Source organism: Pseudomonas sp. JBR1 (assembly GCF_028198185.1).
GTDB lineage: Bacteria > Pseudomonadota > Gammaproteobacteria > Pseudomonadales > Pseudomonadaceae > Chryseomonas > Chryseomonas oryzihabitans_E.
This window is the reverse complement of record NZ_CP116340.1, coordinates 1494799-1518101: the sequence shown is the minus strand read 5'-3', so window position 1 is coordinate 1518101 and position 23303 is coordinate 1494799. Positions and strand designations below refer to the sequence as shown.

Annotated in this window: 18 protein-coding genes; 4 read left to right on the top strand and 14 right to left on the bottom strand. The window is 66.1% G+C overall.

From position 1 onward, the window contains the following. Positions 1–174 precede the first annotated feature (174 nt). Positions 175–4518 (top strand): DEAD/DEAH box helicase, encoded by a 4344-nt coding sequence (locus PJ259_RS07055; RefSeq protein ID WP_271655268.1) that lies wholly within the window; start codon positions 175–177, stop codon positions 4516–4518. Between the two features lie 16 nt (positions 4519–4534). Here PJ259_RS07055 and PJ259_RS07050 read toward each other — a convergent pair whose 3' ends face one another. Then, a complete protein-coding gene (locus PJ259_RS07050) occupies positions 4535–5260 on the bottom strand; it encodes a TorF family putative porin (RefSeq protein WP_271655267.1) in 726 nt (241 codons plus the stop codon). Between the two features lie 469 nt (positions 5261–5729). Between PJ259_RS07050 and PJ259_RS07045 the strand changes: the two genes are divergently transcribed. Then, positions 5730–5861 carry a hypothetical protein gene (locus tag PJ259_RS07045; RefSeq protein WP_257721099.1) on the top strand — a complete coding sequence of 44 codons (132 nt, stop codon included), beginning with the start codon at positions 5730–5732 and terminating at the stop codon, positions 5859–5861. A gap of 86 nt (positions 5862–5947) precedes the next feature. Here the strand turns inward: PJ259_RS07045 and PJ259_RS07040 are convergent, their stop codons facing one another. From PJ259_RS07040 to PJ259_RS07020, 5 genes are all read right to left on the bottom strand, one after another. Further along, positions 5948–6712 carry an ABC transporter ATP-binding protein gene (locus PJ259_RS07040; RefSeq protein WP_059315348.1) on the bottom strand — a complete coding sequence of 255 codons (765 nt, stop codon included), beginning with the start codon at positions 6710–6712 and terminating at the stop codon, positions 5948–5950. 34 nt (positions 6713–6746) lie between these two features. Further along, positions 6747–7859: a succinylglutamate desuccinylase/aspartoacylase family protein gene (locus PJ259_RS07035; RefSeq protein ID WP_271655266.1), complete on the bottom strand. Its 1113-nt coding sequence runs from the start codon at positions 7857–7859 to the stop codon at positions 6747–6749. 37 nt (positions 7860–7896) lie between these two features. Then, positions 7897–8607 (bottom strand): ABC transporter permease, encoded by a 711-nt coding sequence (locus PJ259_RS07030; RefSeq protein ID WP_059315346.1) that lies wholly within the window; start codon positions 8605–8607, stop codon positions 7897–7899. Next, positions 8604–9344: an ABC transporter permease gene (locus PJ259_RS07025; RefSeq protein WP_059315345.1), complete on the bottom strand. Its 741-nt coding sequence runs from the start codon at positions 9342–9344 to the stop codon at positions 8604–8606. The genes PJ259_RS07030 and PJ259_RS07025 overlap by 4 nt, the downstream gene beginning before the upstream one ends. A gap of 102 nt (positions 9345–9446) precedes the next feature. Continuing rightward, positions 9447–10226: a transporter substrate-binding domain-containing protein gene (locus tag PJ259_RS07020; RefSeq protein ID WP_059315344.1), complete on the bottom strand. Its 780-nt coding sequence runs from the start codon at positions 10224–10226 to the stop codon at positions 9447–9449. Between the two features lie 351 nt (positions 10227–10577). Here PJ259_RS07020 and PJ259_RS07015 point away from each other — a divergent pair, with 351 nt between their 5' ends. Then, a complete protein-coding gene (locus PJ259_RS07015) occupies positions 10578–11015 on the top strand; it encodes a GNAT family N-acetyltransferase (RefSeq protein ID WP_271655265.1) in 438 nt (145 codons plus the stop codon). After that, complete coding sequence (locus PJ259_RS07010) at positions 11016–11516, top strand: hypothetical protein (protein WP_271655264.1); 501 nt, start codon at positions 11016–11018, stop codon at positions 11514–11516. It begins immediately after the preceding gene. Here PJ259_RS07010 and PJ259_RS07005 read toward each other — a convergent pair. The 8 genes from PJ259_RS07005 to nuoM form a co-directional block, all read right to left on the bottom strand. Further along, on the bottom strand, positions 11456–12559 hold the full coding sequence (locus PJ259_RS07005) for an FUSC family protein (protein ID WP_059315341.1): 1104 nt from the start codon (positions 12557–12559) through the stop codon (positions 11456–11458). The two genes, PJ259_RS07010 and PJ259_RS07005, sit on opposite strands and share 61 nt — an antisense overlap. A 3-nt stretch (positions 12560–12562) precedes the next feature. Further along, entirely contained in the window at positions 12563–14284 is a 1722-nt protein-coding gene (locus tag PJ259_RS07000) for an ATP-dependent DNA ligase (RefSeq protein ID WP_271655263.1), read from the bottom strand. Next, complete coding sequence (locus PJ259_RS06995; RefSeq protein WP_271655262.1) at positions 14281–15300, bottom strand: ligase-associated DNA damage response exonuclease; 1020 nt, start codon at positions 15298–15300, stop codon at positions 14281–14283. Before PJ259_RS06995 ends, PJ259_RS07000 begins: the two co-directional genes overlap by 4 nt. A 61-nt stretch (positions 15301–15361) precedes the next feature. Then, entirely contained in the window at positions 15362–16108 is a 747-nt protein-coding gene (gene cobA, locus PJ259_RS06990) for a uroporphyrinogen-III C-methyltransferase (RefSeq protein WP_271655261.1), read from the bottom strand. Positions 16109–16356: 248 nt separating this feature from the next. Then, the gene (locus PJ259_RS06985; RefSeq protein ID WP_271655260.1) at positions 16357–18027 is read right to left on the bottom strand and encodes a bifunctional protein-serine/threonine kinase/phosphatase; all 1671 of its coding nucleotides are present in this window, start codon (positions 18025–18027) and stop codon (positions 16357–16359) included. Positions 18028–18100: 73 nt separating this feature from the next. Further along, entirely contained in the window at positions 18101–20134 is a 2034-nt protein-coding gene (locus PJ259_RS06980; protein ID WP_271655259.1) for a M13 family metallopeptidase, read from the bottom strand. 150 nt (positions 20135–20284) lie between these two features. Further along, positions 20285–21736, bottom strand: coding sequence for an NADH-quinone oxidoreductase subunit NuoN (gene nuoN / locus PJ259_RS06975; RefSeq protein WP_271655258.1), 1452 nt, complete (start codon positions 21734–21736; stop codon positions 20285–20287). Positions 21737–21743: 7 nt separating this feature from the next. Next, on the bottom strand, positions 21744–23276 hold the full coding sequence (nuoM, locus tag PJ259_RS06970; protein WP_059315335.1) for an NADH-quinone oxidoreductase subunit M: 1533 nt from the start codon (positions 23274–23276) through the stop codon (positions 21744–21746). Positions 23277–23303: the final 27 nt, after the last annotated feature.

The window sequence follows — 23303 nt, the reverse complement described above, 5'->3', positions numbered from 1 at the left end:
GCCAGCCCGGTCGGAATGCTCATTTACCACTCGTAAACTCGCACGCGAGCCCGGTCCGCTTCCTCAGGTCTCTTCGCCTTGTTTGGCTCTAGCTCGCTAGACTTTAAACAGGCTCTTATTCTCCGCCGGTCGGCTTGGGTTGTGGCCCCTGATGGCCACTCCCATATTGGGCTCATGACCTCGATATCGCCTGCCGCCGTCCTGGCGGACTTTCACGACGCGCCGCGCAGCTGGTTCACGACGCGCTTTCCCGCACCGACCGAGGCGCAGCTGCAGGCCTGGCCGGCCATTCGCGCCGGCGCCTCGGTGCTGGTGGCGGCCCCCACCGGCTCGGGCAAGACGCTGACCGCCTTCTTCGCCGTGCTGGATGGCCTGGTGCAGGAGGCGTTGCGTGAAGGCGGCCTGCCCGAGACCTGCCTCTGGCTCTATGTGTCACCGCTCAAGGCTCTGTCCAACGACATCCGTCTCAATCTCGAAGAACCCCTGGCCGGCATCAGTGCAGCGCTGGAGGCGCGGGATTTACCGCCCTTGGGGTTACGCACGGCGGTGCGGACCGGGGATACGCCACAAAAGGAGCGGGCGGCGATGCGTCGGCGGCCGCCGCACCTCCTGGTCACCACGCCCGAGTCCCTCTATGTGCTGCTCGGCTCGGATTCCGGGCGGCGGATGCTGGGTAGCGTCCGCGGTGTGATCGTCGACGAGATCCACGCCATTGCCGACGGCAAGCGCGGCAGTCACCTGACGCTGAGCCTGGCGCGACTGGAGGCCTTGGCGGGGCGTCCACTGCAACGCATCGGCTTGTCCGCTACCCAGAAACCCCTGGCCGCCGTCGCCGCCTTTCTGGTCGGGCGCGATGCCAAGGGGCAGGCACGACCCTGTACGGTGGTCGACATCGGCCACCAGCGTGCTCGCGATCTGGCCCTGGAGGTGCCCCCCGTTCCCCTGGAGGCGATGCTCTCCACCCAGGCCTGGGAGCTGGTCTACGACCGCCTCGCCGAACTGGCCGAGGCACACCGCACCACCCTGGTGTTCGTCAACACGCGGCGCCTGGCCGAGCGCATGGCGCGTCAGCTCTCGGATCGCCTCGGTAATGGCCAGGTCGCCGCCCACCATGGCAGCCTGGCCAAGGAGCAGCGGCTGGATGCGGAGCAGCGCCTCAAGCGCGGCGAATTGCGCCTGCTGCTGGCGACCGCTTCCCTGGAACTGGGCATCGACATCGGTGATGTCGACCTGGTCTGCCAGATCGGCTCGCCAGGCTCCATCGCCGCCTTTCTGCAGCGGGTCGGGCGCGCCAATCACCAGGTCGGCGGCCTGCCCAAGGGACGACTGTTTCCCACCTCGCGCGACGATCTGGTGGAATGCGTCGCGCTGCTTGATTGCGTGCGCCGGGGCGAACTGGACACCCTGCACATCCCCCAGGCACCGCTGGATGTCTTGGCCCAGCAACTGGTGGCCGAGGTGGCCTGCCAGGAATGGTCGGAGGCAGCGCTGCTGGCCGTGCTGCGCCAGGCCGAACCCTATGCCGCCCTCGAAGAGGCGGACTATACCGCGGTCGTGGAGATGCTCAGCCAGGGCTATACGGATCGTCGCGGGCCGCGCGCCGCCTATGTGCACCGGGATGCGGTCAATGGCCTGTTACGCGGTCGGCGCGGCGGCAAGGCCACGGCGGTGATGAGCGGCGGCACCATCCCCGAGAGTGGTGATTTCAGCGTGCTGTTGGAGCCCCAGGGCCATACGGTGGGCAGCGTCAACGAGGATTTCGCCTTCGAAAGCCTGGTAGGCGACGTCTTCCAGCTCGGCAACACTGCTTACCGCATCATCAAGATCGAAGGCAGCAAGGTGCGGGTGGAAGACGCCAAGGGGCAGCCGCCCAACATTCCCTTCTGGCACGGTGAGGCGCCGGGGCGCAGCGACGAGTTGTCGGCGGGCCTGGCGCGGCTGCGGGCGGAACTCGAACCGCTGCTGCCCGGCACCGACGAGCCGCCGGAACCGGCCATCGTCCGCATCGGCGCGGCCTATGAGCTGGAAGAGGGCGCCGCCCGCCAGTTGGTGGACTATCTGGGTCGTGCCCGGCAGGCGCTGGGTGCGCTACCGACGCAGCAGACGCTAGTGATGGAGCGCTTCTTCGACCAGGCCGGCGGCATGCAGCTGATCATCCATGCCCCCTTTGGCAGCCGCATCAACCGCGCCTGGGGCCTGGCCCTGCGCAAGAGATTCTGCCGCAACTTCAATGTGGAGCTGCAAGCAGCAGCCACGGAGAACGCCTTGATCCTCTCGCTGGCGACGAGCCACAGCTTCGTGCTCGACGAGGTCTGGCGCTACCTGCATCCGGCCACCGCCGAGACCGTGCTGGTCCAGGCCCTGCTCGATGCGCCACTGTTCGCCGTGCGCTGGCGCTGGAACGCCACCACGGCGCTGGCGCTGCCGCGCTTCAGTGCCGGGCGCAAGGTAGCCACCCAGGTGCAACGCATGCGTAGCGAAGACCTCCTGGCCACGGTCTTTCCCGATCAGGTTGCCTGCCTGGAAAATCTCGCGGGCGAGCGTCAGGTGCCAGACCATCCACTGGTCCGCCAGACCCTGGATGACTGCCTGCACGAATCCCTCGACAGCCGGGGGTGGCTGGCCCTGCTGGCGCGTATCACCGGTGGGCAGCTGACCCTGCTGACCCGCGACTTGCCCGGGCCGTCGCCGCTGGCTGCCGAAGTACTCACGGCCAAGCCCTATGCCTATCTGGACGACGCCCCGGTCGAGGAGCGGCGGACGCTGGCGGTGCAGAATCGTCGCTTCGGCGGCGCCGATCCCGACGAGCTGGGCGCCCTGGATCCCGCCGCCATCGCCCTGGTGCGCGACGAAGCCTGGCCACGCCTGGAGACGGCGGATGATCTGCACGAAGCCCTGCTGGGTGTGGGCTTTCTCACCGAGGCCGAGCTGACGCGGCACCAGTCCCAGGTCCGCCAGCTGGTCAAGGCCGGCCGAGCCGGTTGCCTGCGGCTGCCGGAGGCGACCCTGTGGATCGCGGCCGAGCGCCTGCCGCTCTTTCAGGTGCTGTTTCCCGAGGCCTCCACGGAGCCGCCGCTCAGCCCGCCGCCCGGATTCAAGGCGCCTGCGGATCCTGAAACGGCACTGGTGGAGCTCTTGCGCGCACGCCTCACCGCCCTTGGGCCGGTGGACCAGCGTCCGTTGGCCGCGAGCCTCGGCCTGCCGCCGGAGCGCCTCACCCCGGCGCTGCTGGTGCTGCAGAGCGAAGGCTACGTCTTGCAGGGGCGCTTTACCGAGGCGGACGGCGCGGTGGAGTGGTGCGAGCGCCACCTGCTGGCGCGCATCCATCGCTATACCCTGGGACGCCTGCGCAAGGCCATCGAGCCGGTGGCGCTGGCCGACTACCTGAGGTTCCTGCTGGAGCATCACCATCTGGCCGGTCCGGCGACCCTGAGGGGCGGAGAAGGCCTGGAACAGGTCATCGGCCTGCTGGAGGGCTTCGAGGTCGCCGCCGCGGGCTGGGAAGGGGAGGTTCTTCCCAGTCGTCTACCGGATTACCAGTTTACCCACCTCGATGATCTCTGCCGCGCTGGCCGGGTCGTCTGGCTCCGCCTGCCGCAACCCGGACGCGGTGGCGGCGGCCCGGTCAAGGGCTCACCCATCGTCCTGCTACCCAGACGCCATCTGGCCGACTGGAACAGCCTCACCACGCCCCCGCTGGCCGAGGCCCTGTCGCCCAAGGGGCAGCGGGTGCTGGAGGTGCTCACGCGCCGCGGTGCCTCCTTCTTCGATGAGCTGCTCGGCGAAGCGCGCCTCTTGCGCAGCGAGCTGGAAACGGCCCTGGGCGAGCTGGTTGGTATGGGCGCGGTCAACGCCGACAGCTTCGCCGGTCTGCGCGCCCTGTTGCTACCAGCAGCCAAGCGCAGCAGCCGCACCGGTCTGCGCCGCGGGCGAATGCCTCTCTATGGCGGCATGGACGACGCCGGGCGCTGGGCGGCCTTGCGACTGGCCGAGGCCCCTACCGAGGAGCGGTTGCCGAATGCCCTGCTGGAGCGGCTGGTCTGGCTGTTGCTGCGCCGCTATGGCGTGCTCTGCTGGCAGCTGCTGCAGCGTGAGAGCGAGGTGTTGCCCCCTTGGCGCGATCTCTTGCGCGCCTGCCATCGTCTGGAAGCCCGTGGCGAGATCCGGGGCGGTCGCTTCATCGCCGGCCTGTCCGGCGAGCAGTTCGCCGATCCGGCGGCCATCGCACCCTTGCGGGAATGGCGCCAGCGCCCGCCGGAGGATCTATGGGTATGCGTGTCGGCGCTGGATCCGCTCAATCTGATCGGCACCCTGCTGCCGGGCGCCAAGGTGCCTGCCGTGGCTGGCAATCGCCTGCTCTACCGCGATGGCGTACCCATCGCCACCCGGGTAGGGACGAAGGTCAATTGGCTGGTCGAGCTGGAGGCCGGGGAACAGGTGCGGGCGCGTCAGGCCCTGCAGCAACTGGGGCGGGAGCGTCCCCAGGTGGGGCTTGGGCGCAGTCTGTTGCGGCAGTAGCGAACAGCCGTGGCGTTTAGAAGAAGGGGTGCGAGGCCTTGAGCATGAGGGCACTGTCGCAGTAGGTGTTGTGGCCCGAATACACCGAGCAGTCGGCGCCTCTCAGGCTGGTACCGCTATAGGTCAGGTTGAACAGGGTGTTCACCCACTTGCGGCTCAGATTCACCGACCAGTCGTTGAAGCTGCGCACCATGCCACCGCTGTCGAGGGTGGAGGGCACATCCAGCACGTAATTCGTGTATTTGAGCGATACGCCGGTCTTGATCAGGGGCAGGGTACCCAGGTCGGCATAGACCGAGGCGTTGTGGCGGCCCGGATCGTTGGCGAAGGCCGCGCCCAGGCGCTTGCCGTAGACGGTCATGCCGGAATAGAGCTCGCGGCTGGGATCGACGTTCTGGATCAGGTTGCTGTAGTTGATCACACCCAGTTCGTAGCCATAGCCGGGGGCGAAGCGATGCTTGTAGCCGGCGTAGGTGTCCATCTCCAGCAGCGCCGCTTCGGCGGACGAGGCGTTGTTGGTCGTCCACTGGCCGAAGTACAGGCCGCTGTCGTGGGTGAGATCGAAGCCACCACCCATGCCGGCGGAGTTAGGGGCGACCAGGCCTTGGGCCATGCTGCGTGACGGCGCCGTGCTCATCTTCAGATCGAAATCCCCCACTTCACGCTGCATGCCCCAGCTGGCAGCCATCGCCGGGCTCGTCAGGAGTCCGAGGATGAGGAGTAGCGGTAGGGATCTGGTCATGGAAGCACTCCTGCCGTGCCGATAGCGCAATTGATGGAGATGTGATGGGGATAACAACAAGCAGGGAGAACACCAGGGTGCAACCACCTTGATGGCATCGTTGTTATTAGATGAGAAACCACGGCTAACCCGTTATTGCCATTGGATGATAACCAACGAGGCAGAGGTTTTTTCGCCATTCGTCAGTTTCTAGATCATCCATTGAACTCGCCAAGAGTAACCAGACAGGCGAATTTGATATGGGTTCCAACAATAATCATCAGCAAACCAACTGGCCGGGTGGTGCGGATGACTTCCTGGCTGCCAGGCCTGAGGACATACTTTTTGACAAAGCGTAGGGCCATTGCGACGAACAACCGCGGCCTGGTGGATTGAATCGGCAGCGGAAGACTCAATATCTTAGGTGACGGGCAGCAAGGCCCGTCCTGACGTGGCTGTCCCTGATAGAGCACTGGCTCGAGGAGTTTTCATGAACGACCGTATACAAGCCCTGGTGCTGGACCTGTTTGCCCGTTTCGGCCTGGTGAAGGCCATCCCGATTCGCAGCCAGGAGCGCGAGCGGTTGGCGGCTCAGCGTCGCCACGAGCAACAGCGTCGCTGAGCGACGCGTTCAAGCGTGATCGGGCGCGGACCTGAAAGCCCAAGGGCGTCAGGTTCGCGCGGCGGCCCCTCGACAGGGACCTGAGGTCACTTGAGATTGCCGCTGAGGAATTGTCGTAGCCGCTCACTGCGCGGATTGACCAAGACATCGCTCGGCGGACCTTCTTCTTCCACCACACCCTGGTGCAGAAACAGCACCTGGGACGATACCTCCCGTGCAAAGGCCATCTCGTGGGTCACCATGAGCATGGTGCGACCTTCTTCCGCGAGAGCGCGGATGACCTTGAGCACTTCGCCGACCAGCTCCGGGTCGAGCGCGGAAGTGGGCTCGTCGAACAGCATGATCTCCGGCTCCATCGCCAGGGCACGGGCGATGGCGACCCGTTGCTGCTGGCCACCGGACAGGAACGCCGGGTACTGATCAGCAACCCTAGCAGCCAGACCGACCTTCTCCAGGTACTTGCGTGCGCGGTCTTCGGCTTCCGCCTTGCCGACACCCAGGGCCTTGCGTGGCGCCAGGGTGATGTTGTCCAGCACGCTCAAGTGGCTCCAGAGATTGAAGTGCTGGAAGACCATGGCCAGGCGGGTGCGCAGATTCTGCAGCTGAGCCGCATCGGCCACCCGCACCGCGCCGTGGTCATCGGCCATGCGGATGGTCTCGCCATCCAGGGTCATGGTCACGGCGTTGGGCTGCTCGAGGAAGTTGATGCAGCGCAGGAAGGTGCTCTTGCCGGAGCCGCTGGCGCCGATCAGGCTGACCACATCGCCGGTCTTGGCCTTGAGCGAGACGCCCTTGAGCACTTCGTGGTCGCCGTAACGCTTGTGCAGGCCTTCGACGGTCAGTTTGTACATGGATAGGAATTCCACAGCTGAAAAGGAATAGGGGTCACGGCGAGAGCAGGTAGCCGCTGCGATAGGCCTCGGTGCCCGCCACGTGGGCGATCACCATGCCGGCCGTGGCCATGCGGCGATTGGAGCGCGCATAGAGGACACCGGCGACCGCACTGCGTACCTCCTCCACGCGATCACTGATGGGGTCGATGACCTGCGCCAGCACCTGGCCCACCTCGATGCGCTCGCCCACCTGGGCCTTGAGCACCAGCACGCCACCCTGGGAGGTCGCCACGGGCTCGACGGCCGCCAGCGGCGTGGCAGGCTCCAGCAGCGGCGGCAGGGGAGCCGCCTGGCCGCTCACGAAGCCCTGATGACGCAGGTAATGGACGATGGCATCGGCGTCCGGACCGGCGAGCTCATCGCGCACGTCCAGCTGACCGCGCAGCTCCAGGGTCACCGACAGGCTGCCCATCGGCAGGCGCTCGCCGAAGCGCTGGTTGAGGTTCCACCAGAGCAGGGTGAAGCATTCATCGAAGGACTGGCCGCCCGAGTCGGTGGCGAGCAGGCTGGCCTGCGAGCCGAAATAGCGTGCCAGCGGCTCCACCTGGGGCCAGGCTTCCGGCGTGGTGTAGAGGTGGGCCACGGCGTCGAAGTCACAGTGCAGGTCGAGCACCACCTCGGCGTCGCAGGCCAGGCGTTGCAGGGTCAGGCGTTGGCTGTCGAGCTGGGTGGTGGCGGTTTCTGCGGCCAGGGCGGTGCGGAAGGCCTCGCGCACCAGGGCCTGGTTGGTGGCGATGTCGTCACCCAGGCGCTCGGCGACGGCGGCTTCGACCTGGGCGGTCATGTCGCGAAACCGACGGTTGAAGTTCTGGCCGGTCTCCAGCTCGTAGCGACCCAAGTGGACGTCGGCCACCTGCTGGTCCTGGCCGATGGGGTTGGCCACGGGCACCAGCACCACTTCCGCCAGCAGTTCGCCCGCGGCGTCGAGCGCCTTGAGGCGCTGCTTGAGGTGCCAGGCGGTCAGCATGCCGGGCAATTCGTCGGCATGCAGCGAAGCTTGGATATAGACCTTGCGGCCACTGTCGGTGGGGCCGAAGTGGAAGCTGTGAATGCTGCGCTCGGTGCCCGGAACCGGGGCGACCAGCTGATGGGTGAGATGGCGCATGACTACTCCGGGGCCGCGCAGGACGCGGCCGCTTGGGTCAGTGGGTCGGGCCGAGGAAGGCCAGCCAGCGGCGTTCCGCGAGGCGGAACAGGCCGATCAGGATGAAGGACACCGCCAGGTACATCAACGCGGCCAGGCCAAAGGCCTGGAAGGTCAGGAAGGTCGCGGTGTTGGCGTCGCGGGCGATCTTGAGCAGATCCGGCACCGTGGCGGTGAAGGCCAGGGTGGTGGAGTGCAGCATCATGATGACTTCGTTGCTGTAGAAGGGCAGCGACCGGCGCAGCGCCGAGGGCAGGATCACGTGCACGTACAGCCGCCAGCCGTCCAGGCCGTAGGCCTTGGCCGCCTCGACTTCGCCGTGGGGGGTGTTGCGGATGGCCCCGGCAAAGATCTCGGTGGTGTAGGCGCAGGTGTTCAGGGCGAAGGCCAGGATGGTGCAGTTCAGGCCGTCACGGAAGAAACTGCCGAGCAGTGGCTGGTCGCGCACGAAACCCAGGCTGTAGATGCCGGTGTAGCAGATCAGCAACTGCAGATAGAGCGGGGTGCCGCGGAAGACATAGGTGTAGAAGCCGATGGGCCAGCGCAGCCAGCGCCGTTCGGATACCCGCGCCACCGACAAGGGCACCGAGACCAGGAAGCCGATCACCACCGAGGCCACCAGCAGCCAGAGGGTCATGGCCAGTCCGGTGATGTGGTAGCCATCGGTCCACAGCAGGGGTTTCCAGTATTGCTGCAGGAGTTCGATCATCGCTTGGCCTCCCGCACGCCGACGTGATAGCGCCGTTCCAGGGCACCGAGGATGGCATTGGTCACGGCGGTGATGAGCAGGTAGATGACGCCGGCGACGATCAGGAAGTAGAACAGCTTGAAGGTCCCCTTGCCGGCTTCCTGGGAGGCACGCACCAGGTCCGCCAGGCCGATGATGGAGACCAGCGCGGTGGCCTTGAGCAGTACCTGCCAGTTGTTGCCGATGCCGGGCAGGGCGAATCTCATCATCTGCGGGAAGGTGATCAGGGTGAAGGTCTGCCAGCGGTTCAGGCCGTAGGCCAGGGCGGCCTCGCCCTGGCCGCGCGGCACGGCGAGGATGGCGCCGCGAAAGGTCTCGGTGAAATAGGCGCCGTAGATGAAACCGAGGGTGGCGATACCGGCGGCCATGGGATCGATGTCGATGTAGTCCCAGCCCATGTAGTCGGTGAGGGCGCCCAGCCAGTTCTGCAGGCTGTAGAAGATCAGCAGCATCAGCACCAGGTCCGGTACACCGCGGATCAGGGTCGTGTAGCTCTGTGCGATGAAGCGCAGGGGCGTGAAGCGCGACAGCTTGGCCGAGGCGCCGAGCAGGCCGAGGATGACCGCCACTACCAGCGCGAAGCCGGCGAGCTTGAGGGTCGTCAGGGTGCCTTCCAGGATCAGCGGGCCGTAGCCATGCAGGCTGAGCGTGCCCAGTCCGATGGACTGCAAGAAGGAGTCGAAGGAATTCTGCTGCATGCGTCTTGGGGGAATCGCCTGGTGAGTCCGCGGGCGCGGCGAGCGCCGGCGGTCATACGTAAAACGCCCCCGGTGGCACCAGGGGCGTCTGCCGAACCGACCTTACTTGGGATCGTAGAGGTTCAGGTCGCCGAAGTACTTCTTCTGGATCTTGTCGTAGGTACCGTCGGCGTGGATGGCCGCGATGCCCTTGTTGACGAAGGTCTTGAACTCGTCGTTGCCTTTGCGGATACCGACGGCGGTATCGGCCGGCAGCAGCTCGTCGTGGATGGCGGTGTTGACGTAGCCCTTGCCCTGGGGCGACTTCATGAAGCCACCTTCGGCCTGCAGCATGTCCTGCATGGCGACGTCGATACGGCCCGACACCAGGTCGGCGTAGACCTGATCCTGGTTCTGGTAGCTCTGCACGTTGACGCCATTGGGCGCCAGCTTCTGCTTGGCGAAGGTCTCCTGGATGGTGCCCTGCTGCACGCCCACGGTCTTGCCCTTCAGGCTTTCCGCGGTGGCCTGCAGGTTGGAACCTTCCTTGACGACCATGGAGGAGGGGCCCGACCACAGCAGGTCGGAGAAGTCGATCTGCTCGGCACGCGCCGGGGTCTTGGTCAGCGAGGACAGGATGCCGTCGAACTTGCGCGCGCGCAGGCCAGGGATCAGGCCGTCGAAGTCACTCACCACCCACTTGCACTTCACCGCCAGCTTTTCGCAGATGGCGTTGCCCAGCTCGATGTCAAAGCCGACGAAGCTGCCATCGGCGGCCTGGGATTCGAACGGTGGGTAGGTGGTGTCCACACCGAAGCGGATCTCTTTCCATTCCTTGGCCATCGCCGAACCGGCGGCCAGACACAGGGCGAGCGCAGAGAGAGTCAGCCAGCTTTTTTTCATGTCGGATCCTAGAGCGAATGTGGATGAAATCATGGCGCCATTACGACGTCCGTGCCCTCGCGGGAGCAATAAGCTTACCAGTCGGCGAAGATCGTCCCAAATCTGTACGCGGTTGCCGCGTTGTTTACATCCTGTAGCAGCCAGCCGCATCGAGCGGCGCGCATTATGCACCGGAACGGCGCGGCTTTCCTGCCTGGGGCGGACGAGTGCACTGCTTTGGGTCTAAAAAGACACGGCTGCGCCAAAGGTGGGCAGAAAGGTAGCAGAAGAGCCCGTTGCAATAGAGGCCGTCTCCGTTAGGTAGCAATCATCCACTGCGGCTGTGTGCAAAGGAAACGGGAGGAAGACCGGATGACCAAGGGGCAAAACGGGGTGGCTTCCGGCGCGATCCAGGTGGCGACGGCTGTCCAGGTCGCGGCGGTCGCTCAGGGTTTTCAGGCCTTCGTCAGCGCCCAGCATCCGCTGTTGGCGGACGAATCAGCCGATCTTCCCCTGCAGCTGGTAATCACAGAGGCCAATCGCGTCATAGCGGGCGTGCTCGGCCGGGTGTTCTGGCAGGGCCTGGAGATCGAGGTGCTCTGGGTGGACGAGGCCTATCGTCAGCGAGGCCTGGGCAGGCGGTTGCTGCAACAGGCGGAAGACCATGCCCGCGCCCAAGGTGCCCGGGTGGCCTATCTGCGCACTGCGCAGGCGGCTGCCTTCTATGAGCGCTGCGGCTACCGGCACTGCGGCTATCTGCCGCGACCTCTGGGGACCGGGCTGCACAGCTTCCATAAGGAGCTGGGCTAGATGACCGCCCCGGGGCTGGTCCGGCAACTGGCGCGCCTGCTGGCCCTGGTAGCCTTGGCCGCACTCTATGGCGCGCTGCATGACCAGCTCAGCTATGGCATAGGTCCGGAATACTTCAGCTGTCTGAAATTCCCCCAGTTCGGCCTGCTCGATTCGGAGGTGGCGCCACGTTGGCGGGCCGCGCAGGTCGGGGTGCTGGCCGGGGCGGCCGCAGGACTGCCCTTGGGGCTGGTTCTGCTCTGGCTGACCCACCGGCGTGCTGCCGCTGATCGAGGTCTCTGGCGCGGGATCGGCGCTGTCTTGCTTGGCGCCCTGGCCTTCGCCTTGCTGGGCCTGGCCCTGGGCTGGGTCGCCCTGGACCTGGGTCGTATGCAGCAGGTACCCGCTTGCGTGCGGGATAGCCGAGGTTTCCTGTTGGCGGCCTGGATGCACGATGGCAGCTACCTGGGCGCCCTGGTCGGCTTGGCGGTATTCGCCTGGCGCACCCGCCGATCACGTTGAAGCCGTGCAAGCGCACGCTCGACGCCGGCTTCCAGGGCAAGAAAGAGCAGGGCCACGCCGCCTCCGAGCAGAGTACTGCCCAGGCGTTCCAGCGCGATGCTGGCTTCGGGAGCACCCGCCAAGGCGACCATCAGCACCGTGGTGCCGGTGATGAACAGGGTCTGCCATGAATAGCGTCCGTCCTGCAGCAGATAGGCGCCCGCCGCGCACAGCAGGCAGGCACCAGCCAGGACGAGGGGCGTGTTGTCGAGCCAGACCACCGCGCCCGCCAGCAGGCAACCGGCCAGGGTGCCGCCCAGTCGGCCCAGCCCACGGCGCCAGGTGTCGCCGAGCCGTGGCTTGAGCACCAGCAGGGCGGTCATGGGGGCCCAGTAGCCATGACCATAATCGAGGAGGCCGGTCAGGATCTGGCAAAGGGCGACCACGGCGGCGGCATAGAAGCCATAGCGGCCAAGGCGGAATCTGTCCTCGAATAGCACCACCACCTCGCGCAGGTGGGTCCTGAGCGAGCCGGTGCGCAGGCGCCATTGGGAGCGGTAGAGTGCCTTTTGCAGGAGGGCGAAGAGCGCCAGCTGCAGCAGGCCGCCGGCGAGCACCAAACCGCCGCGCCAGACCGCCTGCTGCAAGTCGCCTGGAAAGCCACCGGCCACCAGCAGGGCCACGGTCCATTGCTGGGTGATCCACCAGGGGCCGTTGCCGACGGCGAACAGCCAGGCGCAGCAGGCTGCCCAAAGGGCGCCGACGAGCACCAGCGCCGGTAGCTGATGACCGAGCAACGAGCCGACCACCGCCGAACAGGCCATGCCCAGGGCAGCCACCAGCATGGGCGCCAGGGGTTCGGCGGCAAAGCTCTTGTAGGCGCCGAAGCCGACCGTGTAGGCGCCACCGAGGGCCACCACGCAGGGTAGCCAGGCACCGGTCCACCATCCGGTGAGCAGGATCACCGCCAGCGCCGGCAGACAGGCCAGCGCCAGGGCCCAGCGGGGCTCCTGAGGCGCGCCTATGGCGCCATCGGCAACAGGAGGGGGTGACTGGCCTGCCATGGCTCAGGCCAGGAGATTCTGCAGGATGTCGAGGGTATCGGCTTCGGCCACCGGCTTGTCATGGCGCCAGCGCAGCATCCGCGGAAAGCGCACGGCGACACCACTCTTGTGGCGCTTGGACAGGGCAATCCCTTCGAAGCCCAGCTCGAACACCAGGGTCGGCTCGACGCTGCGTACCGGCCCGAACTTCTCCACCGTGGTGCGCCGGACGATGGCATCCACCTTGCGCATCTCCTCGTCCGTGAGACCGGAGTAGGCCTTGGCGAAGGGCACCAGGGTGCGTTCGGAACTCTCCGGCGGACCGTCCCAGACAGCGAAGGTGTAGTCGGAATAGAGACTGGCGCGGCGTCCATGGCCACGCTGGGCATAGATGAGCACAGCGTCCACCGAAAAGGGATCGACCTTCCATTTCCACCAGGTGCCCATGTCCTTGGTGCGGCCAACGCCATAGAGCGAGTCCTGTGCCTTGAGCATCATGCCTTCCACGCCCAGGGTGCGAGAGGCCTCGCGCTGGCGGGCAAGATCCTGCCAGTCGCGCCCGTGCAGCAGCGGTGAGGGACGCAACAGCGGACTGGCACAGTGCGCTACCACCCGTTCCAGCTCGGCGCGACGCTGCCGTTGCGGTTGGCTGCGCAGGTCATGACCTTGCCATTCGAGCAGGTCGTAGGCGAGCAGGATGACCGGTACGTCCTCCAGGATCTTCTTGCCCAGGGTCTTGCGGCCGATGCGCTGCTGGAGCAGGGCGAAGGGCTGCACGCCGAAGGGGATGGGCGCGGCTGGATCGCGGGCGTCCTGGTGCTCGCTGACTTCCTCGCTGCTGAGCAGGGTGTCGGGGGCGGCGTCTTCCTTCCAGACCACGATCTCGCCATCGATCACGGTGCCATCGGGCAGCGATTCCGCGAGGGGATGCAGTTCGGGAAAGCGATCGGTGACCAGGTCCTCGCCCCGCGACCAGATCCACAGCCGACCGTCACGCTTGACCAGCTGGGCGCGGATGCCGTCCCACTTCCATTCCACCTGCCAATCTTCGGCTGGACCCAGTTGCCCCTCGAGTTGCTCCACCGGCAGTTGCAGTGCATGGGCGAGAAAGAAGGGGTAGGGTTGGCCACCGCGCTGGGCGTGTTCGTCCGGACTTTCCGGGACGACCAGGCGCGCATAGCCCTCGGCGGTGGGGCGGTGGGAAAGGTCGGTATAACCCACCAGGCGCTGGGCGACCCGCTTGGGATCCAGGTCCGCCAGGGTGGCCAGGGCGCGGGTCACCAGCAGCTTGGAAACGCCGACGCGGAATTCACCGGTGATCAGCTTGATGCAGACCATCAGGCTCTGGCGATCCAGCTGGTCCCAGAGCGGCGGCAGACGCTCGGCCAGCTCCTCTGGCGACAGGCCGCGCAGGGGCAGCAGGTATTCTTCCAGCCAGAAGGCCAGGCCTTCCGCGTTGGCGGCATCGGCGGTGGGAATCAGCAGCGCCATGGTTTCGGCCAGGTCGCCTACCGCCTGGTAGCTCTCCTCGAACAGCCACTCGGGCAGGCCGGAGAGGGCCATGGTCAGCTCACGCAGCTGCCGGGTCGGCACCAGGCGCCGGGGGCGGCCGCCGGCGAGGAAGTACACCGCCCAGGCGGCATCGGCGGCCGGGGCGCGGCCGAAGTAGTCCACCAGGGCGGCCAGCTTGGCGTTGCTGGAGGTGGTGGCGTCGAGACGACCATAGAGTTCGGCGAAGGCCTTCATGCCTGGGCCTCCGTGGCGACGGGGGTATCGTCTTCCTCACCGTATTCGGTGGTGAAGCCCTGGGCGTCTAGGCCCTGGTCACGCAGATAGCGCACCAGGGTGGCGACCGAGCCGTGGGTGACCATCACCCGTTCGGCGCCGGTCTGCTCGATGGCCCACAGCAGGCCCGGCCAGTCGGCATGGTCGGAGAGCACGAAGCCGCGATCCACCCCACGCCGGCGGCGGGTGCCGCGCAGCATCATCCAGCCGCTGGCGAAGGCATCGCTGTGCTCGCCGAAACGGCGAATCCAGGTACTGCCGCCAGCCGAGGGCGGGGCGATGATCAGCGCCTGACGCAGCAAGGGATCGCTCTTCTTGAAGTCGCCGGCATAGTGGGTTTCCGGGATGCGGATGCCGGCTTCGCGATAGACCCGGTTGAGCGGCTCCACCGCGCCATGGGCGAGGATCGGGCCGATCTCCGGATCGAGCCCGTGCAGGAGGCGTTGCGCCTTGCCGAAGGCATAGCTGTAGAGCACGCTGGCCAGCCCCTGGGCCTGGTTGGCGCGCCACCAGGCGTTGACCTCGGCGAAGATCTCCGCCTGGGGTCGCCAGCGATAGATCGGCAGGCCGAAGGTGGATTCGGTGATGAAGGTATGGCAGCGCACCGGCTCGAAGGGGGTGCAGGTACCGTCGGGCTCGACCTTGTAGTCGCCCGAGGCCACCCAGACCTCGCCCCGGTATTCCAGGCGCACCTGGGCCGAGCCCAGTACATGCCCGGCGGGGTGAAAGCTCAGCTTGACCCCGTGGTGGTCGATGACCTCGCCGTATTCCAGGGTCTGGAGGTTGATATCGGCGCCCAATCGCGCGCGCAGGATGCCAGCGCTGCCCGAGGTGGCCAGGTAGTGACCATTGCCCACCCGGGCGTGGTCGCCGTGGCCATGGGTGATGACCGAGCGCTCCACCGGATGCCAGGGATCGATGTAGAAGTCGCCAGGCGGGCAATAGAGACCGTCCGGGCGGGCGATGACGAGGTCCATGGGCGCCGCTCTGCTAGGGGATTACCCATAGGAACGGCGGCTGGGCTCTGGAGTTCGCCGCTCAGGCCTGGGCGGCGTAGCTCAAGGCCTGCTGCAGAGCCGCCTGACCCACCACCTCGCCGATCACCAGGATCGCCGGGCTCTTCAACTGGAAGAGCGCGGCGTCCACCTGCAGCTCCTGCAGGGTCGAGCGGCATTCGCGCTGGCTGGGCAGGGAGGCGTTCTCGATCATGGCGACCGGCGTAGCCAATGGCAGGCCGCCGTCCAGCAGGCCTTGCTGAATCTCGCTGAGCCGGGCCACGCCCATGTAGACCACCAGGGTGGTACCGGTAGCTGCCAGGGCGGCCCAGTTGGGCGCCGTGTCGTCCTGGGTATGGGCGGTGACCAGGGTCACGCCGCGGGCCACGCCCCTCAAGGTCAGGGAGATGCCGCAGGCGGTCGCGCCGGCCAGACCGGCAGTGATGCCGTTGACGATCTCGCTGCTGACGCCGCGGGCGGCCAGCCATTCGGCTTCCTCGCCGGCGCGACCGAAGATGCAGGGGTCGCCGCCCTTGAGCCGGGCCACGCAACGTCCCTGGCGGGCATAGCGCAGCATCAGCCGATGAATGAAGGCCTGGGGCGTGGAGCGACAACCACCGCGCTTGCCAACGCGGATCACCCGGGCGGTCGGGCAGTGGTCGAGCACCGCCGGGTTGACCAGGTCGTCGATCATCACCACCTCGGCCTCGCCCAGGGCGCGCACGGCCTTGAGCGTCAGCAACTCGGGATCGCCAGGGCCGGCACCGATCAACCAGACTTTCCCGCTCATGTAGTGACCTCTCTTATCCAGGGTGGCGACTGTAACGCAAAAAAAAGGCGTCCCGCTGCAAGCAGCTGGGACGCCTTTGTCCTGAGGGTCTTTCCTCGCCGTTGAAGAAAGACCTATGTAATGGGTGGGTTTGCAGGCTTCATGCCAAGCCCAGATCCGTCCTGTGTGGCGGGTGACGGCTGGAATTAGCCGGTTGGTTGCCTCTTTTGAGCGCAGCGTGCTGCAAAACAGGGCATGCCTTAGGTCGTTCAATGTTGATAGAGCCAGAGCAGTATCAGCAGCAGATTCAGCGTCAGCGAACAGGCCGCCACGATCTGCCAGGTGCGCAGGGGATCGCGCTGCAGCAGCGGCAGGGGCCGGGCCAGGGGTTGGCGTTCGCCCTGTTCCAATAGCAGCAGCGCTTCTTCGGCGGTCTCGAAGCGCTCATTGGGATCCACTGCCACGGCGCGTTGCAGCCAGTCTTCGAGCCAGGCCGGCGCATCCGGACGCCGCCGTAGCACGCTGGCGGGCGCGCCGAAGCGGGGGCGCTGGAAGGGTTCCACCTCTCCGTAGGGATAGCCACCCGTCAGCAGCTGGTAGAGGGTCACCCCGGCCGCATAGAGATCCTGGGCCGGACTTGGTTCGGCGCCTTCGAAGGACTCTGGCGCGCGATAGCTGGGGGTGCCCGGGCTGTCCTGCAGATCCTCGGACAACTGCGGGCAATAGGCCAGGCCGAAGTCCAGCAGGCGCAATTCGCCGTCCAGGCCGCGATGCAGGTTGTCCGGCTTGATGTCGCGATGGAGGATGTTGCGTCTGTGCAGCTGGCCGAGGGCGCGCAACAGGCGCGACGCCACGTCCAGCCAGTCGGCCAGCGCCAGGGGCCCTTCGCTGGTTAGCTGCTGCGCCAGCGTCCGCCCTGGGTACTCACGCTGAACGAAGTAGAGATGCGCCCGCCTGGGCAAGGGGTGTACCTCGACGAAGGCACGGCCGGCGACGCGGCGCAGGAACCATTCCTCCATGAGCAGGGCATGACCAGCCAGGGTGTCGAATTGCAGCGCCGCGGGCAGGGTCTTGAGTAGCCAGGGGCGGCCACGCTCGTCGTGGACGCGATAGAGCAGCGATTGCCGCGACTCCGCCAAGCGCTCGACCACTGTCCAGCCTTCGAAGGCCTGGCCGGGCTTCAAGGCGGGCAGCGGTGGCCAGGTGTCGGCGTTGGCCAGGGTATCGGCCAGGGAGATGTCGGGTAGGCGGTCGACCCTTACCAGCAGGGCGCTGGCATTGTCCTGGCCGCCGGCGTGCAGCGCCCCGGCCACCAGCGCCTGGGCGGTGGCATCCAGATCGGTCACGCCGTCGACGAGAATACGCCTCATGCTGTCTTCGCCCAGCGCCGCCCAGACGCCGTCGCTGACCAGCAATAGCGTCTCGCCGGTTTCCAGTTCGCCTTCGCGAAAATCCACTACCAGATGGCTTTCCAGGCCCAGGGCGCGGGTCAGGACGTGCTGCATACCGGCCTGCTGCCAAACGTGGTCGACGGTGAGACAACCGAGTCGGCCCTGATGCCAGCGATAGGCGCGGCAATCACCGACATGGGCCAGGGTAAAGCGCCGTCCGCGGATCACCAGGGCCGTCAGGGTGGTCAGCAGCGGTTGGCCATTGCCGGCGGCCTGCAGCCAGCGATTCTGCGCCAGCAGCAACCGCTCCAGGGCCTGGGCCACCGGCCAGGTTTCCGGGGTGGAATAATAGTCCTGGGCCAGCGCCTGCAGGGTGGCACGCGCGGCGAGTCCACCATCCGGACAACCGCTGACACCATCGGCCAGGGCGAACAGGTGCCCCTTGGTGGCTGCCAGCGCCGCGCTGGGCTGGACACTGCGCAAGGCGTCTTGGTTTTCCTTGCGTGGACCGGTCGCAGTGGCTTCGGCGAAGGCGAGTTCTAGGGGCATGGACGGAGCGCCGGAGGGGAGAGGTGACGGGCAATGCAAAAGCGATACCCGACTGCCTGACGCCCCTGGAGCACTACCAGATTTCCACGCGTTTCTCGTCCGGCCGGACCATGGCATCACCCGCCTTGCAGCTGAACGCCTTCGCGAACGACGGCATGTTGGAGGGCGCCCCGATGGCGCGGAATTTCATGGGGGCATGGGGATCGGTGTTGAGGAACAGACGCGCCTGTTCTTCACGGATCGAGCCCCGCCAGACCCGTGCCCAGTTGAGGAAGAAGCGCTGCTCTTGGGTGTAGCCATCGATCTTCCGGTTGGCTTCTTCCGGCTTCTTGGCCAGGGCCAGTTGCAGGGCGTCATAGGCCGCGTTGATGCCGCCGAGGTCGCCGATGTTCTCGCCCAGGGTGAGCTTGCCGTTGACGTGCAGCTCAGGATGGTCGGGCAGCGGATGGTAGTTGTCGAACTGCTCCACCAGCTTGCCGGTACGGGCCTCGAAGGCCTTGCGATCGGCCGGGGTCCACCAGTCCACCTGGTTGCCCGCGCCGTCGAACTTGCTGCCCTGGTCGTCGAAGCCATGGCTGGCCTCGTGGCCGATCACCGCGCCGATGCCGCCATAGTTGATGGCATCGTCGCCATCTGGATAGAAGAACGGTGGCTGGAGGATGGCGGCCGGGAAGTTGATGGTGTTGTCGGTGGGGCTGTAGTAGGCATTCACCGTCTGCGGGTACATGCCCCATTCCTGGCGATCGGTGGGCTTGCCGATCTTGTCCAGATCATGGCGATAGTTGAAGCGCGAGGCGGCTTCCAGGTTGGCGTAGAAGCCCTGCGGCTTGAGCGTCAGGCCGCTCCAGTCCCGCCAGCGCTCGGGGTAGCCGATCTTGGGCAGGAAGCTGTCCCACTTGGCCAGGGCCTTCTGCTTGGTCTCCGGGCTCATCCAGTCGAGCTTCTCGATGCGGGCGCGAAGCGCCAGCATCACGTTGTCCACCAGTTCCTGGGCCCGCGCCTTGGCCTGGGGCGAGAAGTGCTCCTGCACATAGAGCTGGCCGAGCCCTTCGCCCATGGCGCCATTGACCGCGCTCAGCACCCGCTTCCAGCGCTCGCTCTGTTGCTGCTGGCCGCTCAGGGTCTTCTGGTTGAATTCGAAGCTCTCCTGCTGGAAGGGCTTGGACAGCAGCGGCGCGGCGTCATCGATCACGTGGGCGCGCAGATAGGCCTGCCACTGTTCGATGGGCGTCTCGGCCAGCATGCGGTCGAACTCGGCGAAGAAGCCGGGCTGGGACAAGGAAAAGCCCTGCTGGCCGGTGACGCCCTGGCTGGCGAAGAAAGCCTGCCAGTCGAAGTGCGGCGTGACCTTGTTGGCTTCGGCGAAGCTCAGGTAGTGATACTGGTTTTCCGGATTGCGCAGATCCACCGGCTTGACCGAGGCACGTGCCAGGCGACTTTCGAAGGCCAGCACCAGCTCGGCCTGGGCGGCCGCCTGGGCTTTGGGTACGCCGGTCAGGGTCAGCAGCCGTGCGAGGTGACCCAGGTAGGCCTGGCGTAGCTTGGCGTAGTCGGCCTCGGTGTAGTAATCGGGTGTCGGCAGGCCCAGGCCACCCTGGTAGGCATAGGCGATCTGCTGCTTGGCGTTCTGGTAGTCGGCACCGGAGCCGAAGGAGAACACCTGCATGTCGCCTCGGGCAAAGCTCTTCTGGAGATAGGCCACCACATCGGCCGAGGTGCGCAGCCGGTCGATGGCTGCCAGCTGCGCCTGGATTGGCTGATAGCCGGCGCGCTCGATGGCGGCTTCGTCCATGCCCGAGCGATACAGCCAACCGACCTTCTGTTCTATCGAACCCTGTTCCGCGCGATCCGCCGTGCGGGCTGCGCGCTGCAGGATGGCGTGCTGGTCGTTGAGCGATTTTTCGCCCAGGGCCATGAAGGAACCCCAGCGCGACTTGTCCGGCGGGATGGGATTAGCCGAGACCCATTTCTGGTTGACGAAGGTGTCGAGGTCGCTACAGGCGGTGGCCGGGTCACCCAGTTCGGTGACGTCGAAGACAGGGGCGGCGAAAGCCTGGCTGCCGAGCAGCAGGCCAATGGTCAGGGCGAGGGGTTTCAACGCAGGCATGGGAAAAAGGGGGCTCCAGAAAAGGGCAGAGGAAAGCGGAGTAGGGGTCGAGGGTAGCGGTCGCGGTGCGACCCTGCCAAGGGCGGCTGTTTCACAGGTGCTAGAAACGACGATCCCCGCCGAAGCGGGGATCGTGGGCGGTGTCTGGGATCAGAACACCGTCAGCTGCGCCAGTTGCAGCAGCGGCTGCGGATAGACGCCCAGGACGAAGGTGGCGATGGAAATGGCGATCAGCATCACGCCACCGGCGCGTTGCCCCCAGTTCATCGGCGCGTCATGGCGCTGCAGGCCCTGCTCGGTCAGGTACAGGGTGACCATCACGCGCAGGTAGTAGAACAGGCCGATGGCGCTGCCCAGCACGATGGCCGCGGTCTGCCACCACATGCCCGCTTCCACGCCCACGGTGATGACGTAGAACTTGCCGATGAAACCGGCGGTGAGCGGAATGCCGGCCAGGGACAGCATCATCACCGTTAGCGCTGCGGTCAGGTACGGGCGGCGCCAGAACAGGCCGCGGTACTCGAACAGCGCATCGGCATCACGCTGGCCGTTGCTCGGGCTGGACATCAGGGTAATCACGCCGAAGGCACCCAGGCTGGTGAAGACATAGGTCACCAGATAGACCGCCACGGCTTCCATCGACAGGCCTTCGCCCGACGCCACCGCCACCAGCAGGTAGCCGAAGTGGGAGATGGAGGAATAACCCAGCAGGCGCTTGAGGTTGCTCTGCATCAGCGCCAGCAGGTTGCCCACCAGCATGGAGGCGATGGCGATGAAGGCGATGGCATCGTGCAGCCAGCCGTCATCGCTGGCCATGGGCATGGTCTGGAACACCCGCACCAGCACGGCGAAGACAGCGACCTTGCTGGCGGTTGCCAGGAAGGCGCCAACCGGAGCCGGCGAGCCTTCGTACACGTCCGGGGTCCACAGGTGGAAGGGCACCAGGGACAGCTTGAAGCCGAGGCCGACGATCAGCATGCCGAGGCCGATTTCCATCAGCAGGCCGGTGCTGGCCGGAGCGTCCATCTGCATGCCGATGTCGGCGAAGTTCAGGCTACCGGATTGGGCATAGAGCAGGGCCATGCCGAACAGCAGGATGGCCGAGCCGGCAGCGGACAGCACCAGGTACTTCATGCCGGCTTCCAGGGAGCGGCGGTTGAAGTAGCTGTAGGCCACCAGGCCGTAGACCGGTACCGACAGCAGTTCCAGGCCGATGAACAGGCCAGCGACGTTTTGCGCCGCCACCAGCACCAGACCACCGGTGGCGGAGATCAGCAGCAGTAGGTATAGCTCTTCACGGTTGCCCGGATAGCCTTCCATGTAGGCATGCGACAGGGTCATGCAGGCCAGGGTGGCGATCAGGATCAGTGCCATGTAGAAGCAGCTGAAGCCGTCGATGCGCAGCAGCGGGGTGACGTCGATGGCGCCGACGCCGAGGGCCGGGATGCAGGACAGCAGGGCCAGGTTGAGACCGATCACGCCCAGGGTGGGAATGATGGTGTGATCCCGCCGCCAGGCGATGCCCAGCATCACCACCACGGCGGTGAGGCCGGTGATGATGATCGGCAGGAGGGCGATGAAGTGTTCGTAGGTAAAGGTCATGGCGCTCTTACCGGGCGGAAACGAGAGAGGAGAAGGCTTCGCCGAGCCACTGCTGGACACCGGCCATGCTCGCGGCCGAGGTATCCAGCACCGGCTGCGGGTAGACGCCGAGCAGCACCAGCAGCACGCCAAGCAACAGCAGCATCGACAGTTCCCGTGCGTTCAGACCCGGTAGCGCGCCTTCGGCCTTGGCCGGACCGAAGTAGGCGCGGTGGATCATGATCAGCGAATAGACCGAGGCGAACACCAGGCCGAAGGTGGCGATGACGGTGATCATCGGCACGACCGGGAAGGCGCCCAGCAGGATCAGGAATTCACCGACGAAGTTGCCGGTGCCTGGCAGGCCCAGGGATGCCGAGGCGAAGAACAGACTCAGGGCCGGCAGGTAGGGCAGGCGTGCCCAGAGACCGCCCATCTCGCGCATGTCACGGGTATGCATGCGCTCGTAGAGCTGGCCGCAGAGGATGAACAGACCGGCGGCGGAGAGGCCGTGGGCGATCATCTGTACCACCACGCCCTGCAGCGCCTGGGGGCTGCCGGAGTAGATGCCGATCAGCACGAAGCCCATGTGCGAGACGCTGGAGTAGGCCACCAGGCGCTTGATGTCGGTCTGGGCGAACGACAGGATGGCGCCGTAGAAGATGCCAATGATGCCCAGCCACATGGCGATCGGCGCGAATTCCGCCGAGGCGTTGGGGAACAGCGGGATGGCGAAGCGCAGCAGGCCATAGGCGGCGGTCTTGAGCAGGATACCGGCCAGGTCGACGGAACCGGCGGTCGGCGCCTGGGCGTGGGCATCGGGCAGCCAGGAGTGCAGCGGCACCACCGGCAGCTTCACCGCGAAGGCGATGAAGAAGCCCAGCATCAGCAGGTATTCCAGCTTGGGATCCAGCTGCAGTTGCAGCAGGTCTTCGTAGTCGAAGGTCAGGACGCCGGTGGCACCGTAGTTCACCAGCACCAGGGCAACGATCGCCACCAGCATGATCAGGCCACTGGCCTGGGTGAAGATGAAGAACTTGGTGGCGGCGGTGATGCGGCTCTTCTTGCCGTCCGCGGAGCTATGGCCCCACAGCGCGATCAGGAAGTACATCGGCACCAGCATCATCTCCCAGAAGAAGAAGAACAGGAACAGGTCCAGCGCCAGGAACACTCCCACCACGCCGCCGATGATCCACAGCAGGTTGAGGTGGAAGAAGCCGACGTGGCGCTGCACTTCGCGCCAGGAGCAGGTTACCGCCAGCACACCGAGCAGACCGGTGAGCAGGATCATCAGCAGCGACAGGCCATCGAGACCGAAGTGCAGACTGATGCCGAAGCGCGGAATCCAGCTCATCTGGAATTCCGCGGTCCAGGCGGTTTCGGCGCCAGGGGCGGGAGCCAGGCTGTAGTCGCCGTGGGCCCACAGCCAGAGGCCGAGTACCAGCTCCAGCAGCATGGTGAACAGGGCGATCCAGCGGGGCACCAGCGGGCCGGTCTTTTCCGTGAGGAAACAGAGCAGGCCGCCGATGAAGGGGATCAGGATTAGCCAGGGCAGAAGCATGACGTGTACTTATCCTTAGTCAGGGGG